This window comes from Zobellella denitrificans (assembly GCF_002407485.1).
GTDB classification, from domain to species: Bacteria; Pseudomonadota; Gammaproteobacteria; order Enterobacterales; family Aeromonadaceae; genus Oceanimonas; species Oceanimonas denitrificans.
Window position 1 is genome coordinate 1,011,277 of sequence record NZ_CP012621.1, and the last position, 21,943, is coordinate 1,033,219.

Here is a 21,943-nt window from a genome sequence, read left to right on the forward strand (position 1 = left end):
TACGCATTACAAGCATCAAATAAGGTAACTCATGCTGGATCCCAAATACCTGCGCAGCGATATCGCCGACACGGCCGCGCGGCTGGCAAGCCGTGGTTTTATTCTGGATGTCGAGCTGTTCAACCGGCTCGAGGAAAAGCGGAAGTCCCTGCAATCCCGTACCCAGGAGCTGCAGGCCGAGCGCAACGCCCGCTCCAAGGCCATCGGCCAGGCGGCGCGCAGCGGCGAGGATATCGCCCCGCTGAAGGCGGCGGTGTCGCAAATCAACGACGAGCTGGATGTGTGCAAGGTCGAGCTGGATGCCCTGCTGGCGGAGATCGAGGCCTTCTGCGCCGCCATTCCCAACCTGCCCCACGCGTCGGTGCCGGTGGGCCGGGACGAGCAAGACAACCAGCTGGTGCGCAGCTGGGGCGAGCCCATCGAGCTCGGCTTCGAGCCCAAGGATCACGTGGCCCTGGGCGAAGCCCTGGCCGGCCTCGACTTCAAGGGCGCGGTCAAGATCGCCGGTTCCCGCTTCGTGATCATGCAGGGCCAGATCGCCCGGCTGCACCGGGCCCTGGCCCAGTTCATGCTGGATCTGCACACCAGCGAGCACGGCTACACCGAGTGCTATGTGCCCTACCTGGTGAACAGCGACAGCCTGTTCGGTACCGGCCAACTGCCCAAGTTTTCCGCCGATCTGTTCCATACCGCCATCGAGGGCGAGGGGGAGGAAGAGGGCAAGACCCGCCGCTTTTCGCTGATTCCCACCTCAGAGGTGCCCCTGACCAACATCGGCCGGGACGAGATCTTCGAGGCGGATCAGCTGCCGCTCAAGTTCACCGCCCATACCCCCTGCTTCCGCTCCGAGGCGGGCTCCTACGGTCGGGATACCCGCGGTCTTATCCGCATGCACCAGTTCGACAAGGTGGAAATGGTGCAGCTGGTGCACCCGGAAGCATCCTGGGACGCGCTGGAGGAGATGGTAGGCCACGCCGAGAAGGTGCTGCAGAGCCTGTGCCTGCCCTACCGGGTGATGGCCCTGTGCACCGGCGACATGGGCTTCGGTGCCGCCAAGACCTACGATCTGGAAGTCTGGCTGCCGGCGCAGAACACCTACCGGGAGATCTCGTCCGTGTCCAACTGCGGCGACTTCCAGGCGCGCCGGATGCAGGCCCGGGTGCGAGGCGCCGATGGCAAGCCGCAGTTGCTGCATACCCTGAACGGCTCCGGTCTGGCGGTGGGCCGCACCCTGGTGGCGGTGCTCGAGAATTACCAGCAGGCCGACGGCAGCATCATGGTGCCCGAGGCGCTGCAGCCCTATATGGGCGGGCTGAAGCAGATCGGCTGAGCCTTTGAGCGAGCCAACAAGCCGGGGCCATGCGCCCCGGCTTTGTTTTTATTGGCGCACCAGGCGGCCGACCAGCTGCTGCAGCCGGGGAGCGCCCGCCAGGATCAGCGTGAAGGCCACCGGCCAGGCGATGTAGAAGGCCCGCCACCAGCGAGCGAGGAAGTCACCGGCCAGGCCGGTATTCACCCAGGTGATCACCCCGGTCATGATGCTCACCATGTAGAGAGACATCAGCACCGAGAACAGCAGCCGGGCATGACGGGCGGGGAAACGCATGGTTACCTCATTATATTAGTTTTCACTGAAGTTTAATCTTAACAGTTCCCACCCTCCCCGGCACCCCCGGGAGCGAAAGCCCCGTTGTCGGCGCAAGAGCCGAACAATCATCCGGCCATCCCGGTAACATTTCAGTTAATAGCTCTGGTTTTTTTAAACAAATTGGCATCATATTTTATTGATGACCGTGACTACATGTGTATAATCCGTCGCCTGTTCGATATGGTTTAGCATTTCCATTCGATATTAATTTAATTGCTGGTTTTTTTATCTCTTAAATTATTGTTTTGTGGTTTCTTGGCCTGCTTTGGCCAGGGTGCTTATTGATGGAGAAAAAGACATGACGTCCCGTTCAACCGACTACAACGGCAGCCCGTCCGGAAACGACGCCCTGGCGCCGAAAAAAGGCGCCTTCACCCGCTTCCTCGATACCGTGGAATGGCTGGGCAACCTGCTGCCCCATCCCATCACCCTGTTCGCCATCTTCTGCGGCGTCATCCTGGTGGCCTCCGGCATCGCCGGCTACTTCGAGGTCAGCGTGGCCGATCCCCGGCCCGAAGGGGCGCCCGGCCGGGCCGCCGACGGCATGATCCAGGTGGTGAGCCTGCTCAACGGCGAGGGCCTGTCCCGCATCGTCAGCAGCCTAGTGACCAACTTCACCGGCTTCGCCCCGCTCGGCACCGTGCTGGTGGCCCTGCTGGGGGTCGGCATCGCCGAGCACTCCGGGCTGCTGTCCGCCACCATGCGCGCCCTGGTGATGAACGCCTCCAAGCGCATGGTCACCGTCACCATCGTCTTCGCCGGCATCGTCTCCAACACCGCCTCCGAGCTGGGCTATGTGGTGCTGATCCCGCTGGCGGCGATGATCTTCCACTCCCTGGGCCGCCATCCGCTGGCCGGCCTGGCCGCGGCCTTTGCCGGGGTGTCCGGCGGCTACAGCGCCAACCTGTTGCTGGGCACCGTGGATCCGCTGCTGTCGGGCATCACCCAGACCGCGGCCCGCATCATCGATCCCGACTATGTGGTGGGGCCCGAGGTGAACTGGTACTTCATGTTCGTCAGTACCTTCGTGATCTCCGCCCTGGGCACCTTCGTCACCGAAAAAATCGTCGAGCCCAAGCTCGGCAAGTACAACAAGGACGACGCCGCCGCCGATCTCGATGCCGCCGACATGGGCAAGGTCAGCGCCCAGGAAAAACGGGCGCTGAAAGGTGCCGGCCTGGCCGCCCTGGTGGTCAGCGCCCTGCTGGCCCTGACCATAGTGCCGGAAGGCGGCATACTGCGTCACCCGGTTACCGGCGCCGTGGCCGGCTCGCCCTTCCTGCAGGGCATAGTGGTGTTCATCTTCGTGTTTTTCGCCATCCCCGGCTATGTCTACGGCCGCATGATGGGCTCCATGAAGAGCGATCGCGACGTGATCGACGCCATGTCGAAGAGCATGGGCTCGATGGGCATGTACATAGTGCTGGTGTTCTTCGCCGCCCAGTTCGTGGCCTTTTTCAGCTGGACCAACTTCGGCACCGTGATCGCGGTGCAGGGCGCCACCTTCCTGCAGAGCATCGGCCTGACCGGGCCGGTACTGATGCTGTGCTTTATCCTGCTGTGCGGCTTCATCAATCTGATGATCGGTTCCGCCTCCGCCCAGTGGGCGGTGACCGCGCCCATCTTCGTGCCCATGCTGATGCTGGTGGGCTATGCCCCCGAGGCCATACAGGCGGCCTACCGCATCGGGGATTCCACCACCAATATCATCACCCCCATGATGAGCTATTTCGGCCTGATCATGGCGGTGGCGGCCCGTTACCAGAAGAACATGGGCATCGGTACCCTGATGGCGATGATGCTGCCTTACTCCATCGTCTTCATGATCGGCTGGAGCGCGCTCTTCTACCTGTGGGTGTTCGTGTTCGGACTGCCGGTGGGCCCGGGTGCGGCTACTTTCTATAACGGTCTCTGATCCTTGCCGGGGCCCGGGATGACAAGATCCCGGGCCCCTCTTGCATCAGGGGATAGTTTGATGTTGAATGAAATTTATCCGCTTTTTCTTCGCCTTTTGCCGGGCTCCTTTGGTAGAATGCGCGGCAATTGAGAGGGCCCCGGCAATAAATGATGGTTTGGATAGACTACGCAATTCTCGGCATTATCGGCCTGTCGGCCCTCGTCAGCCTGGTCCGGGGCTTTGTGAAGGAGGCGATGTCGCTGGCCACCTGGGTCGCCGCCTTCTTCGTCGCCAGCCGCTTTTACGCCGATCTGGCGGTGCATCTCGATATCTCCGACCCGCTGTTCCGCAATGGCGCGGCCATTGCCATTTTGTTCGTATTGACCCTGATCCTGGGTGCCCTGGTCAACTACATCGTCGGTGAACTGGTCACCAAGACCGGCCTGTCCGGCACCGACCGGGTGCTGGGTGTCTGCTTCGGCGCCGTGCGGGGCGTCTTTATCGTGGCCGCCATGCTGCTGTTCATCGATACCATGACCGCCTTTCCGCAGAGTCAGTGGTGGCGCGACTCCCGCCTGATCCCGGAGTTTGGCATAGTGATCCAGTGGTTTTTCAGCCTGTTACAGAATTCATCCAGCTTTTTACCCCCCAAGCCATAGCGAGTTGAGGAAATTAGGACATGTGTGGGATTGTCGGTATTCAAGGCACGACCCCGGTAAATCAGGCGCTGTATGACGCCCTGACGGTACTTCAGCACAGAGGTCAGGATGCGGCCGGTATCGTCACCATTTCCGGTGACACCTTCCGCCAGCGCAAGGCCAACGGTCTGGTACGGGACGTATTTGAAGAGCGCCATATGGAGCGGCTCATCGGTAACGTGGGCATCGGCCATGTGCGTTATCCCACCGCCGGCAGCAGCAGCGTGGCCCAGGCCCAGCCGTTCTACGTGAACTCGCCCTTCGGCATCGCCCTGGCCCACAACGGCAACCTGACCAACGCCAAGGAGCTGAAGGAAGAGCAGTTCCGGGTGGCGCGCCGCCATATCAACACCACCTCCGACTCCGAGGTGCTGATCAACGTGCTGGCCCACGAGCTGGATCAGCAGACCCAGACGCTGCACCTGGAGCCTGATCATGTGTTCGCCGCCGTCGGCCGGGTACATGAGAAGGTGCGGGGCGCTTACGCCGTGGTGGCGGTGATCATCGGTCACGGCATGCTGGCGTTCCGGGATCCCAACGGCATTCGCCCGCTGGTGCTGGGCAAGCGTGATGCGGAAGACGGCGGCATCGAGTACATGGTGGCCTCCGAGAGCGTGGCCCTGGACGCGGTGGGCTTCAGCCTGATCCGCGACGTGGCGCCGGGCGAGGCGGTCTACATCACCGAGCAGGGCGAGCTGTTCACCCAGCAGTGCGCCGCCGAACCCCAGCACCACTCCTGCATCTTCGAGTATGTCTATTTCGCCCGGCCCGACTCCTTTATCGACAAGGTATCGGTCTATGCCGCCCGGGTGCGCATGGGCCAGAAGCTGGGCGCCAAGATCGCCCGGGAATGGGAAGATCTGGACATCGACGTGGTGATCCCCATCCCGGAGACCTCCTGCGACATCGCCCTGGAGATCGCCCAGAACCTGAACATTCCCTACCGCCAGGGCTTTGTGAAGAACCGCTACATCGGCCGTACCTTCATCATGCCCGGCCAGCAGCAGCGCAAGCAGTCGGTGCGCCGCAAGCTGAACGCCATTCCCTCCGAATTTGCCGGCAAGAACGTGCTGCTGGTGGACGACTCCATCGTGCGCGGCACCACCTCCGAGCAGATCATCCAGATGGCCCGGGAGGCCGGCGCCAAGAAGGTGTATTTCGCCTCCGCCGCCCCGGAAATCCGCTTCCCCAACGTCTACGGCATCGACATGCCCACCGCCAACGAGCTGATCGCCTACGGCCGGGAAGTGGACGAGATCTGCAAGCTGATCGGTGCCGACGGCCTCATCTTCCAGGACCTGGAGGATCTGGAAGACGCGGTGCGCCACTTCAACCCGGAGCTGCGCCGGTTCGAGACCTCGGTGTTCACCGGGGAATACGTGACCCAGGACGTCAACCAGGAATACCTGGACGCGCTGAACGCCCTGCGCAACGACGGCGCCAAGCAGAAAGACAGCATCGACAACAGCCACCTGGAGATCTACAACGAAGGCCAGCCCTGAGTGTAGTTATCCGGACAGCAAATATCCGGACAGCAAAAAGGGGTCGTCAGACCCCTTTTTTGTATCTGCCATTCGGCACTACTGGGTATAGATGGGCCCCAATCCCCAGCTCCAGACGATGACGGAGCCGACCATGATGCACACCAGCAGGATCAGGCCACAGGTGACCACCGAGCTGGCATAGATAAAGCCGCGCTCTTCGGGAATGTGCATGATGATAGGGACGCCGGAATAGAGCAGGTAGACCGAGTAGGCCAGCCCCGCCAGGCCTACCAGCATCAGGAAGACGGGCTCGGGGTAGAGCACCGCCAGGCCGGTCATGAACAGGGGCGTGGCGGTGTAGGCCGCGAGCTCCATGCTCTGGGTGAAGCTCGGGTTGGCGCCGAAGGTCTTGGCCATCCAGAAGGTGAGGTAGGCCAGGGCGAAGACGCCGGCGATCAGGGTGAGGTACATGCCCACCGACATCACCAGGGCGCTCTGGGTGGTCAGCATGATGGTGTTGCTGGTACCAAAGTTCCAGCCGATGTAGGTGGCGGAAATAAAGGTACAGACCGCCGGTATCAGGGCGATAAACGCCAGATGCGTCAGGCTGTAGGTCAGGCTTTCGTGGTGGTGGTCTATGGTATGCCACTCTTCTTTGGGGTGTGCATACAGGCCCCAGATATGGTTCAGAATCATAGCGTTATCCCCTTAATTATCTTTGCCGCCCAGCGGCTGGCCCAAGGGTAAAAACCGCCTTACCGTTTTTACCTCTACCTAAGTTTGGTCGGACTCCGCGGAGCGTCAAGCCTGGTTACCGATAAACCACAATTTTGCAACCTGGCTCAAATAGTGGGGAAGAAGGCCTGTGCCCACTTCAGGGAACAACCGGGGCCCGGCTGCTCCCTGGCGCGGGAGCGATAAGGAGCGACTCAGCCCTGGCCGGCGGGCGCCAGCACCCGAAAGTGGTCGAGGGAAAAATCCGGCCCCGAGATCAGCATTTCCTGGCCGTCGGCTTTGTACCAGTGGTGCAGCATCAGCCGGGCATCCCGCTCCAGGCCGAGATCGGCGCTGCCCGGATGGATGGCCACCCCGAAGGGAACGGCGGGGGTCTCGTCGTCGAAGAAGTCCCGGCAGGCGTCCTCGCCGGCAAACAGCAGGGAAACCGGGCGTTGCTCGGCACGCAGCAGTTGCTGCAGCCTTGCCTTCTGATCCCCTTCCCGGGTGCGGCGGTTGGCCAGCAGCACGCCGCAGCGGGCATGGAGGAAGTCGGCAAAGGCGAGGGGACTGACGCCGCTGTCGGCCAGCCAGGCGGCGATGGCCCAGCCCCGCTGGGGGCGGCCCGCGAGCAGGCTCAGCAGCACTTCCATGCCGGGCTCCATTTTTGCCCAGTTCGCCACCAGCATGGCGACGTTGTCGGTTTCCCGGTAATAGGGGGTCTCGGCACCCTTGCCGCCGACAGCCAGGCTCTGTGCGCCCAGCCGCAGGGCATAGGGGGTCCTGGCCACCACCAGCCGCAGCCGGCCGGCATCGGGTTGCAGTTGAAACTGTTGGATAAAGGCGGACTGCCAGTCGTGCATGATGGTTCCGTCGGGTTAATGAATGGTAACCGGATTGTAACTCAAGTCGCGTCCGCTTGGCGCCCCTCCGTCAGCCAGTCGGCCAGCTGCCGGCATACCCAGTCCGGCTCGTCCAGGGTCAGGTCATGGCCGGCATCCGGGTGGCGGCGCAGCGGCAGGCGCCAGGCCTCGGCCAGGGCTTGGCTGCAACGGGGGCTGACCAGCCGGTCCGCCAGGCCGTTCAGCACCAGCGTGGGCACCGGAGGAGGTTGTGCGGGCGCTCGGTAGCGCAGGGCGGCGAGCAGCTGGCACAGGGTGCTGCGCCGGCTGGCGGGCAGCTCCCGGGCATAGCCGGCCCAGCGAGCGAGGAGATCCGGGTCGGTGGCGAAGCGCCGGCTGGTCAGGCGCAGTATGGTGGCTTCCTGGGCCTGCGGATCCCGCTGCCACAGCAGCCATTTCAGCAGGGGCCAGTAGGCGCGGGGCCTGAGCCGCTGGTAGAAGGGGCTGAATCCGGCGAGGCTGGTGTTGAGCAGCACCAGGCCGGCAACCTGCCGTGGATGCCGGCTGGCCCAGTCGATGGCGACCATGCCGCCCAGGGACAGGGCCAGCAGGTGAACCGGCCCCTGTCGCAACCAGGGATGCCAGCGCAGTCGCAACCGCTCCGTGATGCCGGCGATGGACAGGGGGCCGGGTTCGCCATGCTCGGCGCCGAAACCGGGCAGATCCGCCAGGAGCAGCTCGTCTTGCGGAAAATACTGCCGGAAGCGATCGGGGAAGTCTTCCCAGTGGCGCCGCTCTCGGATCAGCCCCCGCAGCAGTATCCAGCGCCTGGTCATCGTTGCTCCCCGTCGAACCACAGCCGGCGCGCTTCCTGCCGGAGCCGATCCCGCCGCGGCGCGTCCGGCAGCCAGAGGGCGTGACTTTCCACCGCCCGGGCCAGAAAGTCGATGAGGACAAGGTGGCGGCGCAGCACCCGCTGATGGCGATGGGGCTTGACCGGATTGAACAGGCCGGTCAGGCGCAGCAGTTGCAGGGGGTTCTTGCGCACCCACAGCCAGGAGCCCATTTCCAGGGTGAAGGAGAGGAAGATGCCGGGACTGTCCCTGTGTTGCAGGGTGAGATGATCCCAGAGGTCGCCATGGGTCATGTAGTGCAGCCACTGGGGCTCGATATCGTAGTAGTTGTGGTTGGGATAGGTGCTCAGGAACAGCTCCCGCAGGGCCATGGTTTCCGCCAGGCGGGGCGGCGCCGCCTTGCTGCCGGCAAAGGGAAACCAGAGCCTGTCCCGGTGGCCGTAGCCGGAGTGGCAATCCAGCGCCAGGGCGAAGGGGCGACCGATCAGATGGCGCTCCACCGCCTGGCACAGGGCGGCGGCTTCCGGCTCCAGGGCTTGCCCTCGGTACCAGGGCAGCCGCCGGCTCAGGCGCTGGCCGCCCAGGGGCCAGGGGACCTTTTCGCTGGCCTCGACCGGGCTGTTGCGCATCAGATCCACGCCATGGACGTTGGCCCGGGTGCCCCTCAGCATGCCGACCGGGTTCACGACCGGCATAAACACCAGGCTGACCCGCTCCAGCAGGCTGTGGGTCAGGCCGGACCAGCGCAGGCTGGCGACCAGGGAATGCAGGTAGGCCAGCACCACGGCGCTGCCGATCCGCTCTATGCCGTGGACGCCGCCGAACAGCCCCAGGGCCGGGGCCCCGGCCGCACGGGTGCCGAGCCGGAGCAGTTGCAGCGGCAGTTGCTGGCCGGCGTATGGCAGCCAGCCCAGGGTTTCCAGCCGGGCCTGGGCGCCGGCACGCCGGGCCAGCTCGGCCAGTTCGTCGAGTTCGGGCAGCAGGGAAGGCGAGGGAGCCGGCATCGGGCCCTCCATGAAAGGGGACTCTCTCCAGTGTATGCAATAAAGCATGACGCTTTGAGGACAGGCGTTTCCTGATGGAACCAACCCCGGTTCCCGGAGGGCGTCGCCATCCTGGCCGGCAAGGCAGATGTCCATGACAAAATGATGACGGCCCGTGCTTTGTATGGGGATTAAATGTTACACTCCTACCGCTTTATTAGTAGCTGCTAAAAATAACCAGAAACCGTGTCGCAGACCGGACTCCGTCCATCTACCCTGTTGCCCCTACGCCATCGCTCATGCTGACAGCCATCATCGAACAAGCCATCCTCCTCCTTGCCCTGGGCTGGTTGCTGACCCTCAATATTCGCCGGGGGCAGCATTATCCCCGGCTGCTGATCCTGACTTCCGGTCTCTGGTTCGGTGTCATCGCCATCGTCTGCATGCTGATGCCCTTTACGGTAACGCCAGGGGTGCTGCTGGATGCGCGCAATACGGTGTTGTTCGTGGCCGGCCTTTTTGGCGGGCCCTTTTCCGGGGGAATGACGCTGGCGATGGCCGGCGGCTTCCGGCTCTGGCTGGGCGGGGAAGGGGCCACACCCGGGCTGTTCAACCTGGCACTGGCGCTGGCGCTGGGACTGGGGATGCGCCATGCCCTCAGGCGGGGCTGGGCCCGGCTTGAGCTCTGGCATCTGTTGCCGGTGGTGGTGCTGCTGCACCTGACCACGGTGGCCTTGATCTCCTGGCTGCTGTCCCCCGCCGAGCGCGCCCTGCTGCAGCCGCTGATCGGCCCCTTCCTGCTGGTGATGGTGCCCCTGACCCTGATGCTGGTATTTATCCTTAAGGATGCGGAACAGCGCCGGCGGGAGCAGCTGGCCTTGCGTGCGAACGAGTCCCGGCTCAGGGCCATTACCGGCGCCTTGCCTGATCTGTTGTTTGTGATGAACGAGGAAGGACGCTGCCTGGAAGTGGCGGCGTCGGATCCCGGCCTGCTGTTTGCCGACGGGCCGGTGATCGGCAAAAGGGTGGACGATCTGTTCGCGCCCGAGCTGGCCGGTCGCTTTCTCGATTTTATCCGCCAGACCCTGCGGCAGAAAACCGTGAACACCCTGGTGTACGAGCTTGAAACCCGCAGCGGGCCGCGTACCTTCGAGTGCCGGGGCCAGGCCCTGGACGGCCGCCTGGGCGGCAAGCCGGCGGTGGTGCTGCTGAGCCGGGACATCAGCGCCCGGGTCAGGCATGAAACCGAGCTGCGCATCGCGGCCGTGGCCTTCGAGAGCTTCCAGGGCATGCTGGTGACCGACGCCCAGAACCGCATTCTCCGGGTGAACCGGGCCTTTACCGAGATCACCGGTTACAGCCCCGACGAGGTGATAGGCCGGACGCCCAACCTCTTCAGCTCCGGCAAGCACGGACCCGAATTCTACCGCCAGATGTGGCAGAGCATAGAGCGGCAGGGGCATTGGCAGGGGGAGATCCACAACAAGCGCAAGTCCGGCCATCTCTATCCCCAGTGGCTGTCCATCAGCGCGGTCAAGGATGCCAAGGGCCGGGTAAGCCATTATGTGGCCGCCATCAGCGATATCACTGAGCGCAAGCGGGACGCCGAGAAGATCAATCACCTCGCCTTCTACGACGCCCTCACCGGCCTGCCCAACCGGCGCCTGCTGGCAGAGCGGATCAAGCAGGCCCAGGCGGTGAGCAGCCGCGGCGGCAAGCTGGGTGCCCTGATATTCATCGATCTGGACAACTTCAAGGACATCAACGATCTCTGGGGGCTCCAGGTGGGAGACCAACTGCTGCAACAGGCGGCGCAACGGCTCAACAAGGTGGTCAGGGAAACAGATACCGTGGCCCGCCTGGGGGGCGACGAGTTCGTGGTATTGCTGGGGGATCTGGCCGAGGAGCCGACCCTGGCCGCGGCCCGGCTGGAGCAGATTGGCCACAAGCTGCTGGAAGTGCTTGAGCAGCCCTATGTGCACGAGGCCCATGTCCTGCGTGGCAGTGCCTGCCTGGGCCTGGTGACCCTGGACGATCACCGCCAGTCCGCCGATGAGCTGCTGCAACAGGCGGAGCTGGCCATGTATGAGGCCAAGGCGGCCGGCAAGGGCCGGCTGCGCTTTTTCGATCCCGTTATGCAGGAGGCGATTGCCCGCCGGCTGCGACTGGAAGAAGAGATCCTGCGGGGACTGGAGGCACGCCAGTTCTGCGTGTATTTCCAGCCCCAGTTCGATGAGCGGCAGAAAATGGTGGGCGCCGAAGCCCTGGTGCGCTGGCGCCATCCGGAGCGCGGTGTGCTGGCGCCGGGCGCCTTTATCGAGGTGGCCGATGCCGCCGGCCTGATGGATCGCATCGATCGTATCGTGCTGTTGCGGGCCTGCGAACAGATGGCGCTGTGGGCCCGGCTGCCGGCGTTGAGCGGGGTGACGGTATCGGTCAACATCAGCGCCGCCCAGCTGTACCAGGACAGCTTTATCGACGATGTGCTGCAGGTGCTGGCGCAGACCGGAGCCGATCCGGCCAGACTCAAGCTGGAACTGACCGAGTCCATGCTGATCACCGACATGCCGAAGGCGACGGAGCGAATGCGGACCCTCAAGCAGCATGGCATCCGTTTTGCCATCGACGACTTCGGCACCGGTTATTCTTCGCTGCATTACCTGCAGCAACTGCCCCTGGATCAGCTGAAGATCGATCAGTCCTTCGTCCGGGCCTTGCCCGACGACGCCAACAGCCTCGGCATCATCCGGGCGATCATCGCCATGGCCGGCAGCCTGGGCCTGGAAGTCATCGCCGAAGGGGTGGAAAACCAGGCCCAGCGCGACCTGCTGCAGCAGAACGGTTGCCATCTCTACCAGGGCTACCTCTTCGCCCGGCCGGCCCCGGCGGAGGAGATAGCAGCGATGATGCCGTTGCACGAGGCGGAGCTCTCGCCAAGCCGGAGGCCGGCGGAGCCTGAGGAAGTTGAACCGAGCGCCTGAGGCTGTATCCAACTGGCTGATTTTAAAATAAAAAAAAGCCGCCTTGCGCTAATGCCGTTCACTTAAGGTGAGCGGCGTATTTCTTTCTGACCGGATAGGTGTTTTTGGAAGCTTTCAACACCCTTGGATAACTTCGTTCTCGTTTCCCCTCCAGCTTGAACTGTTTGGCCTGTTTCTCTGGGGCAAACACCTCTCTTGGCAAGTTGCCCGGTGCTACACTGGGCAGTTGGCTCAGCTGATGGGCATATAAATCCACAATATCCCGACCCGGATAGGCCAGGGCATCGGTCAGAGAGGTCAGGATATGAACGGGTTTTCCCTTGACGGTTTTATTCAGCAGTCTCGCCTCCAGCGTCTCCGGTAATCCGGGCCACTTTTTTCTTGCCTGCGGGCTAGCGGTCAACCGCACCAGTTTGTCATCGCGGCCCAGGTTGCGCATTACCTCATACTGTGTGCCTTTACGCAGCGGCAGCAACCAGTGCCGTTGCTGCCCTTGTTGCCAGGCATGCAGCAACCCCAACGAGTAGAACCCTTGATCAAACAGCGTCAGGCTATGGTCCGGTATGCTCGGCAGCAAGCGGGCCGCCGGCTGCATTTCATTGACTGCAACGCTGTCAAAGACGCTGTCCACCAATAAATGGCTGCTCAGCTCCATCAGGCACACCATGCGCAACAAGGCAGGGTGGGACCGCCGGAAAAGAGTTCAACAATACAGACGTCTCGCCACTTGATGGGCCTGGTGGTTCCGTAGTGGGTATTGAACCCCAGCCCTTGCCAGTGTTCGACCAACAGCAGCATGTCCATGCCATTCATGCCGCCCAGGCGAAACAGGTGCTCGTCATGCCAGGCGCCATGACCAAGCCTGTCCTGATGATCCAGCCGGCATTGCTCCCAGCCACCGGGGTAGGTTTTTTCAATAAGGTGAATGGGCACGATAAAATTCAGCATTTCCAGTGGGATGGCCATGACTCGTCTCCTGAATGCAGTAAGGCGCTGACTGGACGATAAGGTACTCGGGCGACATTCAGTGTCGCTTGTTAAGCCGTGCCAGGGCCGTTACTCTGTGGAGCAACAACAACAAGATAACGGAGCAGGGAATGGCACTGACCCACGAGATCCTGAAGGAACGCCAGCGCAGAGAACGAGACAGCCACCCGGAAGGGTTGGCCCTGCGGGTACACCGAGCCCTGAGCTGGCTGCACCGGGCCGAGCAATGCGACGACGAAGACGGCCGTTTTGTTTTTTTGTGGATTGCCTTCAACGCCGCCTATGCCAACGAGCTGGGCGAACAGCGCATGCTGGAAGGGGAGAAATTCAACCGTTATCTGGCCCGGCTGGTGGAGCTGGACGCGAGTCAGCAGCTTTACGATCTGGTCTGGCAGCGTTATTCCGGCGCCATCCGGGTGCTGCTCGACAACCCCTATGTCTATCAGCCGTTCTGGGATCATCGCAATGGCCTGGCCACGGGAGAAAACTGGGAAAGCCGTTTTGCCGCCGCCAAGCGGTTTGCCAATACGGCGCTGGCCGGCAAAGACACGGCCAGTGTGCTGGCGGTGGTATTCAACCGGCTGTATACCCTGCGCAACCAGTTGATCCACGGCGGGGCCACCTGGAATAGCCGCATGAACCGACAGCAGCTGCGCGACGCCAATGCCATTTTGGGGGAGCTGGTGCCGGTGATCATCGCCATCATGATGGACCATGCCGAGCTGGTATGGGGTGAGGCCAGCTATCCGCCGGTAAGCTGACATTCCTCCCGGGAATACATGGCCAGCATATTGTTGGCCTGCTCTGCAATCGCCTTCCGCCATTCCATCGGTTCCAATACTTCCACCCGGGCGCCAAAGCCCATCAGCCACCACTGGGTTTGCTGATCGTTGGGCACGGTGGCGGTGAGGGTGACCCAGCCATCCTCGTCGGGGTCGGATAGCTGTTGCTGTTCGCTGACCGGGGTTTCCGCCAGTGTCCAGGCCACGCTGGGATCGATTCTGGCCACCAGTTGCACCTGTTGCCGGTCCAGCGGATAGCCGAAGGCGCCGTCGGCAATATAGTTTTCCACGCTGAAGGTCGGATGCGGCCGAAACGGCGCTTCGCTCGGTGCCAGTTGCTGAATGCGGTGCAGGGCGAACTGGCGAATGTCTTCATAGTCGTTCACCGTGGCCAGCAGGTAGCTGACGCTATGGCGCACCACCAGCCCCTGGGGATGCAGGGTGAACTGTTTCACTTCCTTTTTTTGCCGGCTGAGGTAATGCACCTCTATCGCCTGGCGCTGGAGCAGGGCATCGCTGATGCCCTGCCACACCGGCGGGGCGATGGCCGCCGGCAGCAGCGCCTTGCCGTTGGGAATGGCGCGTACCTGGCGGGCCCAGTCGGCAAAGCCATTTTCCCGCAGGCCGTCCAGAAACTTGCGGGCGTCGTGAAACTGGGGGCTGAGCTTGTCCACCGCTATCTGGGGCAACAGGCCCTTGAGGTATTCCTCCGCCAGCACCAGGGTCAGGGCGGTGGCGGTGTCCATGGCGGGCAGCGTACTTTTGAAATTCGGGTCGAACGACCAGCGGTAGGGCCGTTCGCTCTGGTCGCAGATAAGCGGGTAATGGCCCGATATTCTTTCCAGATCCCGCTGAATGGAGCGGAGGTTGACCGTGAAGCCCTTTTCTTCCAGCAGGGTTTGCAGGGTGGTGGTGGCCTTGTATTGGGGCGCGCGCGGGATCAATTGCAACATGGCAATGTAGCGGAAAAGGGTGTCCATGAGTGCTCCTGTTGGGGTGTCGGCATCCTGACGGAAACGCCAGCATACCCCATAAAGTGTCGTTTGTGTCTGTGGTTTGCGGGCCGTTCACACCGCCCGCCAGGCCCGCCACTGTCGGCCTCAGTCGCCGGTGGCTACAAAGCCGATGGGCCTGGACTGCCCCCGGGTTTTCAGGGCATGTTCCTGCTCCAGCCCGGCGAGCAGGTTTTCCGGGCTCAGGCGCTCGCCCATCACGCCATGTCGGCGCAGCACGGCGGCGAAATCGCCTGGAGTCAGTTGCTTAAGCTGGATCAGGGCCGGATGCAGGTGGGCGGCTTCCTGCTCCCGGAATTCCCCCTGCAGTTGCTGGCCCAGTACCGTATTGAAATACATCCAGGCCTGCTCGGCGTTGAAATAGCCAAAGCCTATCTTGAAGTCGAACCGGCGCAGGGCGGCCGCGTCCAGGTGATCCATAAAGTTGGTGGCCATCACCAGAATGCCGGGATATTGCTCCATTTGAACCAGCAATTCGTTGACCTGGCTCACTTCCCAGTTGCGCACCGCGCCGACGCGGCTGGCGAGGAGGCTGTCGGCCTCGTCAATCAGCAGGATGCCGCCACAGGCTTTGGCCTCGGCAAAGGCGGCGGCCAGCTTTTGCTCGGTGCCCCCCACATAGGGGTCGAGCAGGTCGGAGGCTTTTTTGGCGACCAGGGGTCTTTCCAGCGCGTCGGCCAGGTGGCCCGCCAGGGCACTCTTGCCGGTGCCGGGGGGACCATAAAGGCACAGCCGGCCCATGCCGCTGCGTTTCAGCCCCCGGATGATGGGCTCCAGGGCAGTGTCGGTGGCGCACAGCGCCGGGTTGAACAGGGAAGGCTGGCGCTGCTGATTCAGCCGCTTCCAACGATAGCCCAGGGCCTGATACAGGTTGGCCAGAATGTCTTCCATAGCGCTCTCCACTTTTTCTGCCTTGCGATATCCGAGTTTTTTTACCACCCTGGCCGCCCGTGCCAGGTGTGCCGGCTCCAGCCTGCGCTGGCTGGCCAGCTGTTCCAGCCAGGGCTCGCGCACATTCAGCCCCCCAAGCAGCCGGCGTGCCATGCCCAGGCGTACCTCCGCCGTCAGCTCGGGCATGGCCAGCACCAGGTCGAAACGGCGGAGGTAGGCCGCATCCATGCACGACACCTCGTTGCTCAGCCAGAGGGTGGGACGGGGGTTGCTTTCCAGCAACTGGTTCACCCAGGCCTTCCGGCCTTCGCTGGTCTGCTCGTTGAACACGTCTTCCACCTCGTCGAACAGCACCAGGCTGTGGTTATCCTGGCGCAATACCTGCTGGCACAGCTGGTAGCGGGCGAAGCGCTCGCGGCCGTTGAGCGCCTCGCCGCGCGGGTCGGCGAATTTCACCTCGTGCAGGCTCCAGTGCAGGTGAGCGGCCAGGGCGCGGGCCAGCTCGGTCTTGCCGGTGCCGGGCGCGCCATAAATCAGCACGTTCACTCCACTTTGCCGGCCCCCGGCCCGGCTCAGGTAGCGCAGCAGGCGGTCGATAAAGGGCTGCAGGTGGGCAAAGTCGTCCAGCGTCAGCTGTGCCGGTTGCTGGCTGTTGGAAAAGGTGGTCAGCAGGCTGCGAGGCCCGTTTTCCTCATACAGCAGAATGTCATCCAGGCCGCGCATCAGCTCCAGGCCGTTGCCATGGCGCTCGGTCTGTACCAGGCCACAGGCCAGCAGCGTCATTTCCGGTGCCAGGGCATGTGCCACCTGGCGACGGGGGCGGCCAAGGGCGGTGGCCAGCAGGCCGATAAGCTGTTGGCCGCCCATCCAGTGCTGGTGAAACAACTCCAGGGTGTTGGTCAGCACATTGTCCTGCTGCACCAGCACCAGAAAAGCCAGCACGTCGAGTTCGGCATCTTCCAGTCCCAGGCTGTCGCCCAGCTGGCGCAGGTTGCTCGCCAGGGGATCGGGAACCGGGATGGCGCGGCTTTCCTGCTCCGCCAACAGGGTTTTCAACAACCGGGTCACTTCGGAAGGGACCAGTTCGGATGCGTCCAGCCCGGGCTCCAGGGATTGCAGCAGTTCGTCCAGCTCGTGGCGACGTTTGCTCAGGGCAAGCCGGGCCCCGTCGGCCAGCACCAGCAGGCGCAGCGCCCACAGCAAGGGCAGTGGCGGATGAGGCGAGTGCGACTGCGCGCAAGACTGCCGGCGTTTGCGCGGATGGTGGGGAAGGGTGTGCAGTGGTGGCATGGGCTGCTCCTGATCTGGGGAGGAGCCATCAGAGTACGGACCGGGGCGACGTTTTGTGTCGTTTGGGTTGGTGCCCTGGCACCCGACATGCGTCGGTGTCACATCCATTTACACCCATTTCGGGCTAATGTAGCCCGCCGTGCGGCGAATGACGTCCTCTATCGCCGCATGATGTGCGGCGAATAACTTGCACACGCGGAGATTGCGGCCCATAATCTCCGCATGAACAGCGGTGATTACAAATACATCTGGCAGGCCAACGACTGGCCGACCTGGCGCTTCGACCTGGCGGCGCTCGCTGGCCCCATGGCCGAGGTCAGTCGTGCCCAGGGGCTCTTGATAGGACGCTTGGCCGACGTGGGGATGGCGCTGCGCGATCAGGCGAGCCTCGCGGCGCTGACCGAGGACGTGGTCAAGACCAGCGAGATCGAGGGCGAGCAGCTCAACGTCGAATCCGTGCGCTCGTCCATCGCGCGCAGGCTGGGCGTGGACATCGGCGCACTTGCTCCGGTCGATCGCCACGTCGAGGGCGTGGTCGAGATGGTGCTCGATGCCACCGCCAACTGCCATGCGCCGGTGTCGCAGGAGCGTCTGTTTGGCTGGCATGCCGCGCTGTTTCCGACAGGCTACTCCGGCCTCTCCAGGATCAAGGTCGGCGGTTGGCGCAATGATGCCAGTGGCCCGATGCAAGTGGTGTCCGGCCCCATCGGTCGGCAGCGGGTGCATTTCGAGGCGCCGCCTGCTGATCGTCTGGATGCCGAAACCAGCCGCCTCATCGACTGGCTGAATGGCACATCGAATGAACCCCAGCTCATCAAGGCCGGCCTCGGCCATCTGTGGTTTGTCACCTTGCACCCGTTCGATGACGGTAATGGCCGTATCGCCCGGGCCATCGGCGATCTGCTGCTGGCGCGAGCCGACGGCAGCCCGCAGCGCTTCTACAGTTTGTCGGCGCAGATCCAGCGCGAACGCAAGGCGTACTACGACATCCTGGAGCGGACGCAGAAGCGGTCGATGGATGTCACCGAGTGGCTCATGTGGTTCCTCGACACACTCCATCGCGCCGTCGATCAGGCCCAGCACACGCTCGATGCCGTGCTGACCAAGGCGCGGTTCTGGCAGCGTTGGACGGCCACGCCGTTGAACGAGCGACAGGTGAAGCTGCTCAATCGGCTGCTCGACGGCTTCGAAGGCAAGCTGACCAGCAGCAAGTGGGCGGCCATTGCCAAGTGTTCGCCGGACACGGCGCTGCGCGATATTAACGAGCTGCTGGCGCGGGGCATGCTGCGGAAATCGGATGCGGGCGGGCGCAGTACCAGCTACGAGCTGAACGATCTGCCGGAGTAGCGACGTTTCCTGGAATTGCCTTGGCTCGTGGGCGGAACAGCGCCTTCATGGACTCCTGCCAACTCATTCGGAAGGAGACCAAGATGGATGTCGTTCATCTGAACCAAAAACAACTGGCTGCCCGCTGGAGCATCAGCGAAGCCACCCTGGAGCGCTGGCACAGCATCGGGATCGGACCAAAATTCCTGAAGCTCTGTGCTCGGGTGGCTTACCGTCAAGTCGATGTCGAGGTCTACGAGGAGTCGTGCTTGCAGGTATCAACCAGCCAGTCGGTTGCTGCTCATGCCCGGTCCAGTTGAATTCGTCAGCCAGTAGGTGTGACAGTAAGCGGGTTTTTGGGTGGTTTTTCAGGAAAAGCTAATGAATCGCTAAGTGCTTGTTATTAAAAAGAAAAAGGCCCCTTGCGGGGCCCTTCCAATCGATTGGTGGAGCTGGCGGGAGTTGAACCCGCGTCCGAAAAACCTACGTCGTCGGTACTACATGCTTAGTCAGTCATTAATTTCGCCACCTGCTGCGGACAGACACGCCACAGAATGACTATCCTGAATTGGATTTAACGCTTCAACCGTCAGGCACGGCATCCACGCGATCCTGTGAAGGATGACCTTCCGATTCCCTAAGTCACAGGCAAGCTAGGGTAGAAGGGCTCAGCGCAGGTTATTAAGCTGCGAGTGCGTAGTTTTCGTCGTTTGCGACTATTTTTTTGCGATTGTTTAACGAGGCCTATCGCACCTCGGCATGCACCTTGGAGTTCGAGAATCTCGTCGAATCCTGAATCAGCCCCAAGCTGTGCAACCATGATATTTCAATGGTTGCTAAATAACAAGCCCTAGCGGGCCTTGTGTTTCATCATCCGGTCTTTTTCCCGCTGCCAGTCGCGCTCTTTCACGTCCTGACGCTTGTCGTGGGCCTTTTTGCCTTTTACCAGGCCAATCTCGGCCTTGACCCAGGACTTGGACCAGTACAGGGACAGCGGCACCAGGGTGTAGCCTTCCCGTTCAACAAGGCCAGTGAGGCGATCCAGTTGGCGCTTGTGCAGCAGCAGCTTGCGGGTGCGCAAGGGATCGCAGACCACATGGGTGGAGGCCATGTTGAGCGGGGTAATGGTAGCGGCAAACAGGAAGGCCTCGCCGTTTCGCATGAACACGTAGGCCTCGCCGATGTTGACCTTGCCGGCCCGCAGCGCTTTGACTTCCCATCCTTGTAACTCGACACCGGCTTCGAATTTTTCCTCGATGGAGTATTCGTGCCGTGCCTTGCGGTTAACGGCGATGGTGTTGGAGCCGGGTTTCTTCTTGGCTTTGTTTTTTGTCATAGTGGCGTCATTATACGGGCCCGATGGGGTCTTGGGAATTGGCGGCATGGCAATTGCCTGCTTTTTGCACAGATGCGACGATGAGCCGGGCCCGGATTGATGTTAAAATCAAAAGGTTTTGGTGGCAGGAGAGGTTATGCCCAGTATTACCCGCAGCGCACTGGTGATGTTCAGCGCGCAACAGATGTACGAGTTGGTGAACGACGTGGATTCGTACCCTCAGTTTTTACCGGGTTGCGTGGCCAGTCGAGTCCTGTCCGAGTCGGAACTCAGCGTGACCGCGGCGCTGGATGTAGCCAAGGCCGGTATCCGCAAGACCTTCACCACCCGCAACCTGCTCGAACCCAATCAGCGTATCGAGATGGAGCTGGTGGATGGTCCCTTCAAGTCGCTGAGCGGGGGCTGGACCTTTACCCCTCTGGACGTGGATGCCTGCAAGGTGGAGCTGAAGCTGCATTTCGAGTTTACCTCCCGGCTGGTGGAACTGGCCTTCGGCGGAGTTTTCAAGGAACTCGCCAATGCCATGGTGCATGCCTTCAGCGAGCGGGCAAGAGAGGTGTATGGCCGTGAATCTTATTAGAGTGGAAGTGGTGTATGCCCTGCCGCACCAGCAGACGGTACTGAGCATGAGAGTGGCGGCCGCCGACACCGTCCGGCAGGTCATCGAACAGTCGGGCATTCTGCAGCAGTTTCCGGAGATTGACCTCGGCAGCAACATGGTCGGGGTATTCGGCCGTCAGGTGAAGCTGGAGCAGCACTTACACGACGGTGACCGAATCGAAATTTACCGTCCCCTGCTGGCGGATCCCAAGGAGATCCGCCGCCGGCGCGCCGAACAGGCCAAGGAAGAGGGGAGAGCCGACAAGGTAACCGGTGGCCGACCCGATCCCAAGAGAACCAAAAAATAGACCGGGGAACCCGCCCCAGCGGGCTCCCGCCACCTCGGCGTTATATGCCCCGGTGAAAGTCTTCTGACACCGAATAATCACCCTGTACCGACACCAGGGCGTCGTTGCTGAAGTCCAGGGTCAGCTGTTTCTGTTCCACCTCTCCCCGCCCGGGCTTGAAATAGTAGAGATAGACCCACTTGTCATGGTTGAAGCCATCCAGGCTCATGGGATTGCCCAGCAGGAAACGGACCTGCTCCTTGTTCATGCCCTGGCGCAACTGGGCCACCTGCTTTTCTTCGATGTAGTTGCCCTGGGGGATGTCCACCTTGTAAACCAGGCCGCAGCCGGCCAGGGGGAGGGCTAAAAATAAAGGTAAAATCAAGGTTTTGAGTTGCATGGCTGCATTATATCCTGTGTGACCTGGGGGCATCATAGCCGTTGGTGATGGGCTTGTAAAAGCTAGACCCCCAAACCGTCGATTGGTTCAGTGAGCTGTGTCATGGTCATTTTCCTGCAACTGACCTAATATCTTCACCTGTAACTATACCTATCGGGACAAGACGATGACAAAACATGTATTTCATTTGGGAATTACCGATGAGGATCTGCAGGGTGCACGGCTGGCCATCATACCCGGCGATCCGGAGCGGGTGCAGCGTATAGCCGAACAGTTGAGCAACCCCCGTCACCTGGCCAGCAAGCGGGAGTTCACCTCCTGGCTGGGGGAACTGGACGGCAAGCCGGTGGTGGTCTGCTCCACCGGCATCGGGGGGCCTTCCACGTCCATCGCGGTGGAAGAGCTGGCGCAGCTGGGGGTATCCAGCTTCCTGCGCATCGGCACCACCGGGGCCATTCAGCCCGGCATCCAGGTCGGTGACATGATAGTGACCATGGGCTCGGTGCGGCTGGACGGCGCCAGCAGCCATTTCGCCCCCATGGAGTTTCCGGCGGTGGCCAACTTCGACTGTACCTGTGCCCTGGTGGACGCGGCCCGCGACATGGGCATCAGCCCCCATGTGGGGATCACCGCCTCGTCGGACACCTTCTATCCCGGCCAGGAGCGTTACGATACCCACTCGGCCCGGGTGCTGCGCCGGTTCCAGGGCAGCATGAAGGAGTGGCAGGCCATGGGCGTGCTCAACTACGAGATGGAATCGGCCACCCTGTTCACCATGTGCGCCAGCCAGGGGCTGCGTGCCGGTTGCGTGGCCGGGGTCATCGTCAACCGAACCCAGCAGGAGATCCCGGACGAAACCACCATGAAGAAAGCCGAGCAGCAGGCCATCGACATCGTCATCGGCGCCGCCCGCCGGCTGGTTTAATGCTT

At 62.2% G+C, this 21,943-nt stretch carries 21 protein-coding genes, 1 other RNA gene and 1 pseudogene; 11 read left to right on the forward strand and 12 right to left on the reverse strand.

Annotated elements, in window-relative coordinates; genetic code table 11:
* Positions 1 to 31 precede the first annotated feature (31 nt).
* A complete protein-coding gene (gene serS / locus AN401_RS04875; RefSeq protein WP_096778672.1) occupies positions 32 to 1,330 on the forward strand; it encodes a serine--tRNA ligase in 1,299 nt (432 codons plus the stop codon).
* 48 nt (positions 1,331 to 1,378) lie between these two features.
* Here the strand turns inward: serS and AN401_RS04880 are convergent, their stop codons facing one another.
* Complete coding sequence (locus AN401_RS04880) at positions 1,379 to 1,606, reverse strand: DUF2798 domain-containing protein (RefSeq protein WP_096778673.1); 228 nt, start codon at positions 1,604 to 1,606, stop codon at positions 1,379 to 1,381.
* A 340-nt stretch (positions 1,607 to 1,946) separates the two neighbouring features.
* Between AN401_RS04880 and AN401_RS04885 the strand changes: the two genes are divergently transcribed.
* The 3 genes from AN401_RS04885 to purF all read left to right on the forward strand — a co-directional run bounded on the left by AN401_RS04885 (position 1,947) and on the right by purF (position 5,745).
* Positions 1,947 to 3,563, forward strand: coding sequence for an AbgT family transporter (locus AN401_RS04885; RefSeq protein ID WP_096778674.1), 1,617 nt, complete (start codon positions 1,947 to 1,949; stop codon positions 3,561 to 3,563).
* A gap of 152 nt (positions 3,564 to 3,715) precedes the next feature.
* Positions 3,716 to 4,204 (forward strand): CvpA family protein, encoded by a 489-nt coding sequence (locus AN401_RS04890; protein WP_094038065.1) that lies wholly within the window; start codon positions 3,716 to 3,718, stop codon positions 4,202 to 4,204.
* A gap of 20 nt (positions 4,205 to 4,224) precedes the next feature.
* Entirely contained in the window at positions 4,225 to 5,745 is a 1,521-nt protein-coding gene (purF, locus tag AN401_RS04895; RefSeq protein ID WP_094037964.1) for an amidophosphoribosyltransferase, read from the forward strand.
* Between the two features lie 78 nt (positions 5,746 to 5,823).
* On the opposite strand, the gene AN401_RS04900 is transcribed toward purF, so the two are convergent.
* The 4 genes from AN401_RS04900 to AN401_RS04915 all read right to left on the reverse strand — a co-directional run bounded on the left by AN401_RS04900 (position 5,824) and on the right by AN401_RS04915 (position 9,141).
* Positions 5,824 to 6,423: a Yip1 family protein gene (locus tag AN401_RS04900; protein WP_094037965.1), complete on the reverse strand. Its 600-nt coding sequence runs from the start codon at positions 6,421 to 6,423 to the stop codon at positions 5,824 to 5,826.
* 233 nt (positions 6,424 to 6,656) lie between these two features.
* Complete coding sequence (locus AN401_RS04905; RefSeq protein WP_096778675.1) at positions 6,657 to 7,304, reverse strand: hypothetical protein; 648 nt, start codon at positions 7,302 to 7,304, stop codon at positions 6,657 to 6,659.
* Between the two features lie 41 nt (positions 7,305 to 7,345).
* The gene (locus AN401_RS04910) at positions 7,346 to 8,119 is read right to left on the reverse strand and encodes an alpha/beta fold hydrolase (protein WP_096778676.1); all 774 of its coding nucleotides are present in this window, start codon (positions 8,117 to 8,119) and stop codon (positions 7,346 to 7,348) included.
* Positions 8,116 to 9,141: a DUF2817 domain-containing protein gene (locus AN401_RS04915; protein ID WP_096778677.1), complete on the reverse strand. Its 1,026-nt coding sequence runs from the start codon at positions 9,139 to 9,141 to the stop codon at positions 8,116 to 8,118. Before AN401_RS04915 ends, AN401_RS04910 begins: the two co-directional genes overlap by 4 nt.
* A gap of 278 nt (positions 9,142 to 9,419) precedes the next feature.
* Here AN401_RS04915 and AN401_RS04920 point away from each other — a divergent pair, with 278 nt between their 5' ends.
* Positions 9,420 to 12,101, forward strand: a complete 2,682-nt coding sequence (locus AN401_RS04920; RefSeq protein ID WP_096778678.1) for an EAL domain-containing protein — start codon at positions 9,420 to 9,422, stop codon at positions 12,099 to 12,101.
* Positions 12,102 to 12,159: 58 nt separating this feature from the next.
* On the opposite strand, the pseudogene AN401_RS04925 reads toward AN401_RS04920, so the two are convergent.
* Both AN401_RS04925 and AN401_RS04930 read right to left on the reverse strand, forming a co-directional pair.
* A pseudogene (locus AN401_RS04925) lies at positions 12,160 to 12,774 on the reverse strand (transposase); the annotation flags it as partial.
* Complete coding sequence (locus AN401_RS04930; RefSeq protein ID WP_096778679.1) at positions 12,756 to 13,067, reverse strand: hypothetical protein; 312 nt, start codon at positions 13,065 to 13,067, stop codon at positions 12,756 to 12,758. The gene AN401_RS04930 and the pseudogene AN401_RS04925, both read right to left, overlap by 19 nt.
* A gap of 131 nt (positions 13,068 to 13,198) precedes the next feature.
* On the opposite strand from AN401_RS04930, the gene AN401_RS04935 reads away from it, so the two are divergent.
* Positions 13,199 to 13,849 (forward strand): HEPN domain-containing protein, encoded by a 651-nt coding sequence (locus AN401_RS04935; protein ID WP_198401805.1) that lies wholly within the window; start codon positions 13,199 to 13,201, stop codon positions 13,847 to 13,849.
* Here AN401_RS04935 and AN401_RS04940 read toward each other — a convergent pair.
* Both AN401_RS04940 and AN401_RS04945 read right to left on the reverse strand, forming a co-directional pair.
* Positions 13,831 to 14,850: a helix-turn-helix transcriptional regulator gene (locus tag AN401_RS04940; RefSeq protein ID WP_096778680.1), complete on the reverse strand. Its 1,020-nt coding sequence runs from the start codon at positions 14,848 to 14,850 to the stop codon at positions 13,831 to 13,833. The two genes, AN401_RS04935 and AN401_RS04940, sit on opposite strands and share 19 nt — an antisense overlap.
* Positions 14,851 to 14,970: 120 nt before the next feature.
* Positions 14,971 to 17,064: an AAA family ATPase gene (locus tag AN401_RS04945; protein WP_198401806.1), complete on the reverse strand. Its 2,094-nt coding sequence runs from the start codon at positions 17,062 to 17,064 to the stop codon at positions 14,971 to 14,973.
* A 222-nt stretch (positions 17,065 to 17,286) separates the two neighbouring features.
* Here AN401_RS04945 and AN401_RS04950 point away from each other — a divergent pair, with 222 nt between their 5' ends.
* Together AN401_RS04950 and AN401_RS04955 are read left to right on the forward strand one after the other, a co-directional pair.
* On the forward strand, positions 17,287 to 18,411 hold the full coding sequence (locus AN401_RS04950) for a Fic family protein (protein WP_096778682.1): 1,125 nt from the start codon (positions 17,287 to 17,289) through the stop codon (positions 18,409 to 18,411).
* Between the two features lie 83 nt (positions 18,412 to 18,494).
* The gene (locus AN401_RS04955) at positions 18,495 to 18,710 is read left to right on the forward strand and encodes a helix-turn-helix transcriptional regulator (RefSeq protein ID WP_096780301.1); all 216 of its coding nucleotides are present in this window, start codon (positions 18,495 to 18,497) and stop codon (positions 18,708 to 18,710) included.
* Positions 18,711 to 18,834: 124 nt separating this feature from the next.
* On the opposite strand, the gene ssrA is transcribed toward AN401_RS04955, so the two are convergent.
* Positions 18,835 to 19,195, reverse strand: a transfer-messenger RNA (tmRNA) gene (gene ssrA, locus AN401_RS04960).
* Positions 19,196 to 19,240: 45 nt separating this feature from the next.
* Entirely contained in the window at positions 19,241 to 19,726 is a 486-nt protein-coding gene (gene smpB, locus AN401_RS04965) for an SsrA-binding protein SmpB (RefSeq protein WP_094037986.1), read from the reverse strand.
* Positions 19,727 to 19,862: 136 nt separating this feature from the next.
* Between smpB and AN401_RS04970 the strand changes: the two genes are divergently transcribed.
* A complete protein-coding gene (locus AN401_RS04970) occupies positions 19,863 to 20,306 on the forward strand; it encodes an SRPBCC family protein (RefSeq protein WP_094037987.1) in 444 nt (147 codons plus the stop codon).
* A complete protein-coding gene (locus AN401_RS04975) occupies positions 20,287 to 20,634 on the forward strand; it encodes an RnfH family protein (RefSeq protein ID WP_094038067.1) in 348 nt (115 codons plus the stop codon). Before AN401_RS04970 ends, AN401_RS04975 begins: the two co-directional genes overlap by 20 nt.
* A 40-nt stretch (positions 20,635 to 20,674) precedes the next feature.
* Here the strand turns inward: AN401_RS04975 and AN401_RS04980 are convergent, their stop codons facing one another.
* Positions 20,675 to 21,013: an outer membrane protein assembly factor BamE gene (locus AN401_RS04980; protein ID WP_094037988.1), complete on the reverse strand. Its 339-nt coding sequence runs from the start codon at positions 21,011 to 21,013 to the stop codon at positions 20,675 to 20,677.
* A gap of 166 nt (positions 21,014 to 21,179) precedes the next feature.
* Here AN401_RS04980 and udp point away from each other — a divergent pair, with 166 nt between their 5' ends.
* The gene (gene udp, locus AN401_RS04985; RefSeq protein WP_094037989.1) at positions 21,180 to 21,938 is read left to right on the forward strand and encodes a uridine phosphorylase; all 759 of its coding nucleotides are present in this window, start codon (positions 21,180 to 21,182) and stop codon (positions 21,936 to 21,938) included.
* Positions 21,939 to 21,943: the final 5 nt, after the last annotated feature.

Bases quoted from the DNA above. Each gene is read 5' to 3' on its own strand.
- AN401_RS04900 (WP_094037965.1), bottom strand. From the start codon at position 6,423: ATGATTCTGAACCATATCTGGGGCCTGTATGCACACCCCAAAGAAGAG.
- smpB (WP_094037986.1), bottom strand. From the start codon at position 19,726: ATGACAAAAAACAAAGCCAAGAAGAAACCCGGCTCCAACACCATCGCC.
- AN401_RS04975 (WP_094038067.1), top strand. From the start codon at position 20,287: ATGGCCGTGAATCTTATTAGAGTGGAAGTGGTGTATGCCCTGCCGCAC.
- AN401_RS04970 (WP_094037987.1), top strand. From the start codon at position 19,863: ATGCCCAGTATTACCCGCAGCGCACTGGTGATGTTCAGCGCGCAACAG.
- serS (WP_096778672.1), top strand. From the start codon at position 32: ATGCTGGATCCCAAATACCTGCGCAGCGATATCGCCGACACGGCCGCG.
- AN401_RS04880 (WP_096778673.1), bottom strand. From the start codon at position 1,606: ATGCGTTTCCCCGCCCGTCATGCCCGGCTGCTGTTCTCGGTGCTGATG.
- AN401_RS04915 (WP_096778677.1), bottom strand. From the start codon at position 9,141: ATGCCGGCTCCCTCGCCTTCCCTGCTGCCCGAACTCGACGAACTGGCC.
- AN401_RS04935 (WP_198401805.1), top strand. From the start codon at position 13,199: ATGGCACTGACCCACGAGATCCTGAAGGAACGCCAGCGCAGAGAACGA.
- AN401_RS04890 (WP_094038065.1), top strand. From the start codon at position 3,716: ATGGTTTGGATAGACTACGCAATTCTCGGCATTATCGGCCTGTCGGCC.
- AN401_RS04955 (WP_096780301.1), top strand. From the start codon at position 18,495: ATGGATGTCGTTCATCTGAACCAAAAACAACTGGCTGCCCGCTGGAGC.
- AN401_RS04885 (WP_096778674.1), top strand. From the start codon at position 1,947: ATGACGTCCCGTTCAACCGACTACAACGGCAGCCCGTCCGGAAACGAC.
- AN401_RS04910 (WP_096778676.1), bottom strand. From the start codon at position 8,119: ATGACCAGGCGCTGGATACTGCTGCGGGGGCTGATCCGAGAGCGGCGC.
- AN401_RS04950 (WP_096778682.1), top strand. From the start codon at position 17,287: ATGAACAGCGGTGATTACAAATACATCTGGCAGGCCAACGACTGGCCG.
- AN401_RS04920 (WP_096778678.1), top strand. From the start codon at position 9,420: ATGCTGACAGCCATCATCGAACAAGCCATCCTCCTCCTTGCCCTGGGC.
- AN401_RS04940 (WP_096778680.1), bottom strand. From the start codon at position 14,850: ATGGACACCCTTTTCCGCTACATTGCCATGTTGCAATTGATCCCGCGC.
- udp (WP_094037989.1), top strand. From the start codon at position 21,180: ATGACAAAACATGTATTTCATTTGGGAATTACCGATGAGGATCTGCAG.
- AN401_RS04930 (WP_096778679.1), bottom strand. From the start codon at position 13,067: ATGGCCATCCCACTGGAAATGCTGAATTTTATCGTGCCCATTCACCTT.
- AN401_RS04945 (WP_198401806.1), bottom strand. From the start codon at position 17,064: ATGCCACCACTGCACACCCTTCCCCACCATCCGCGCAAACGCCGGCAG.
- AN401_RS04980 (WP_094037988.1), bottom strand. From the start codon at position 21,013: ATGCAACTCAAAACCTTGATTTTACCTTTATTTTTAGCCCTCCCCCTG.
- AN401_RS04905 (WP_096778675.1), bottom strand. From the start codon at position 7,304: ATGCACGACTGGCAGTCCGCCTTTATCCAACAGTTTCAACTGCAACCC.
- purF (WP_094037964.1), top strand. From the start codon at position 4,225: ATGTGTGGGATTGTCGGTATTCAAGGCACGACCCCGGTAAATCAGGCG.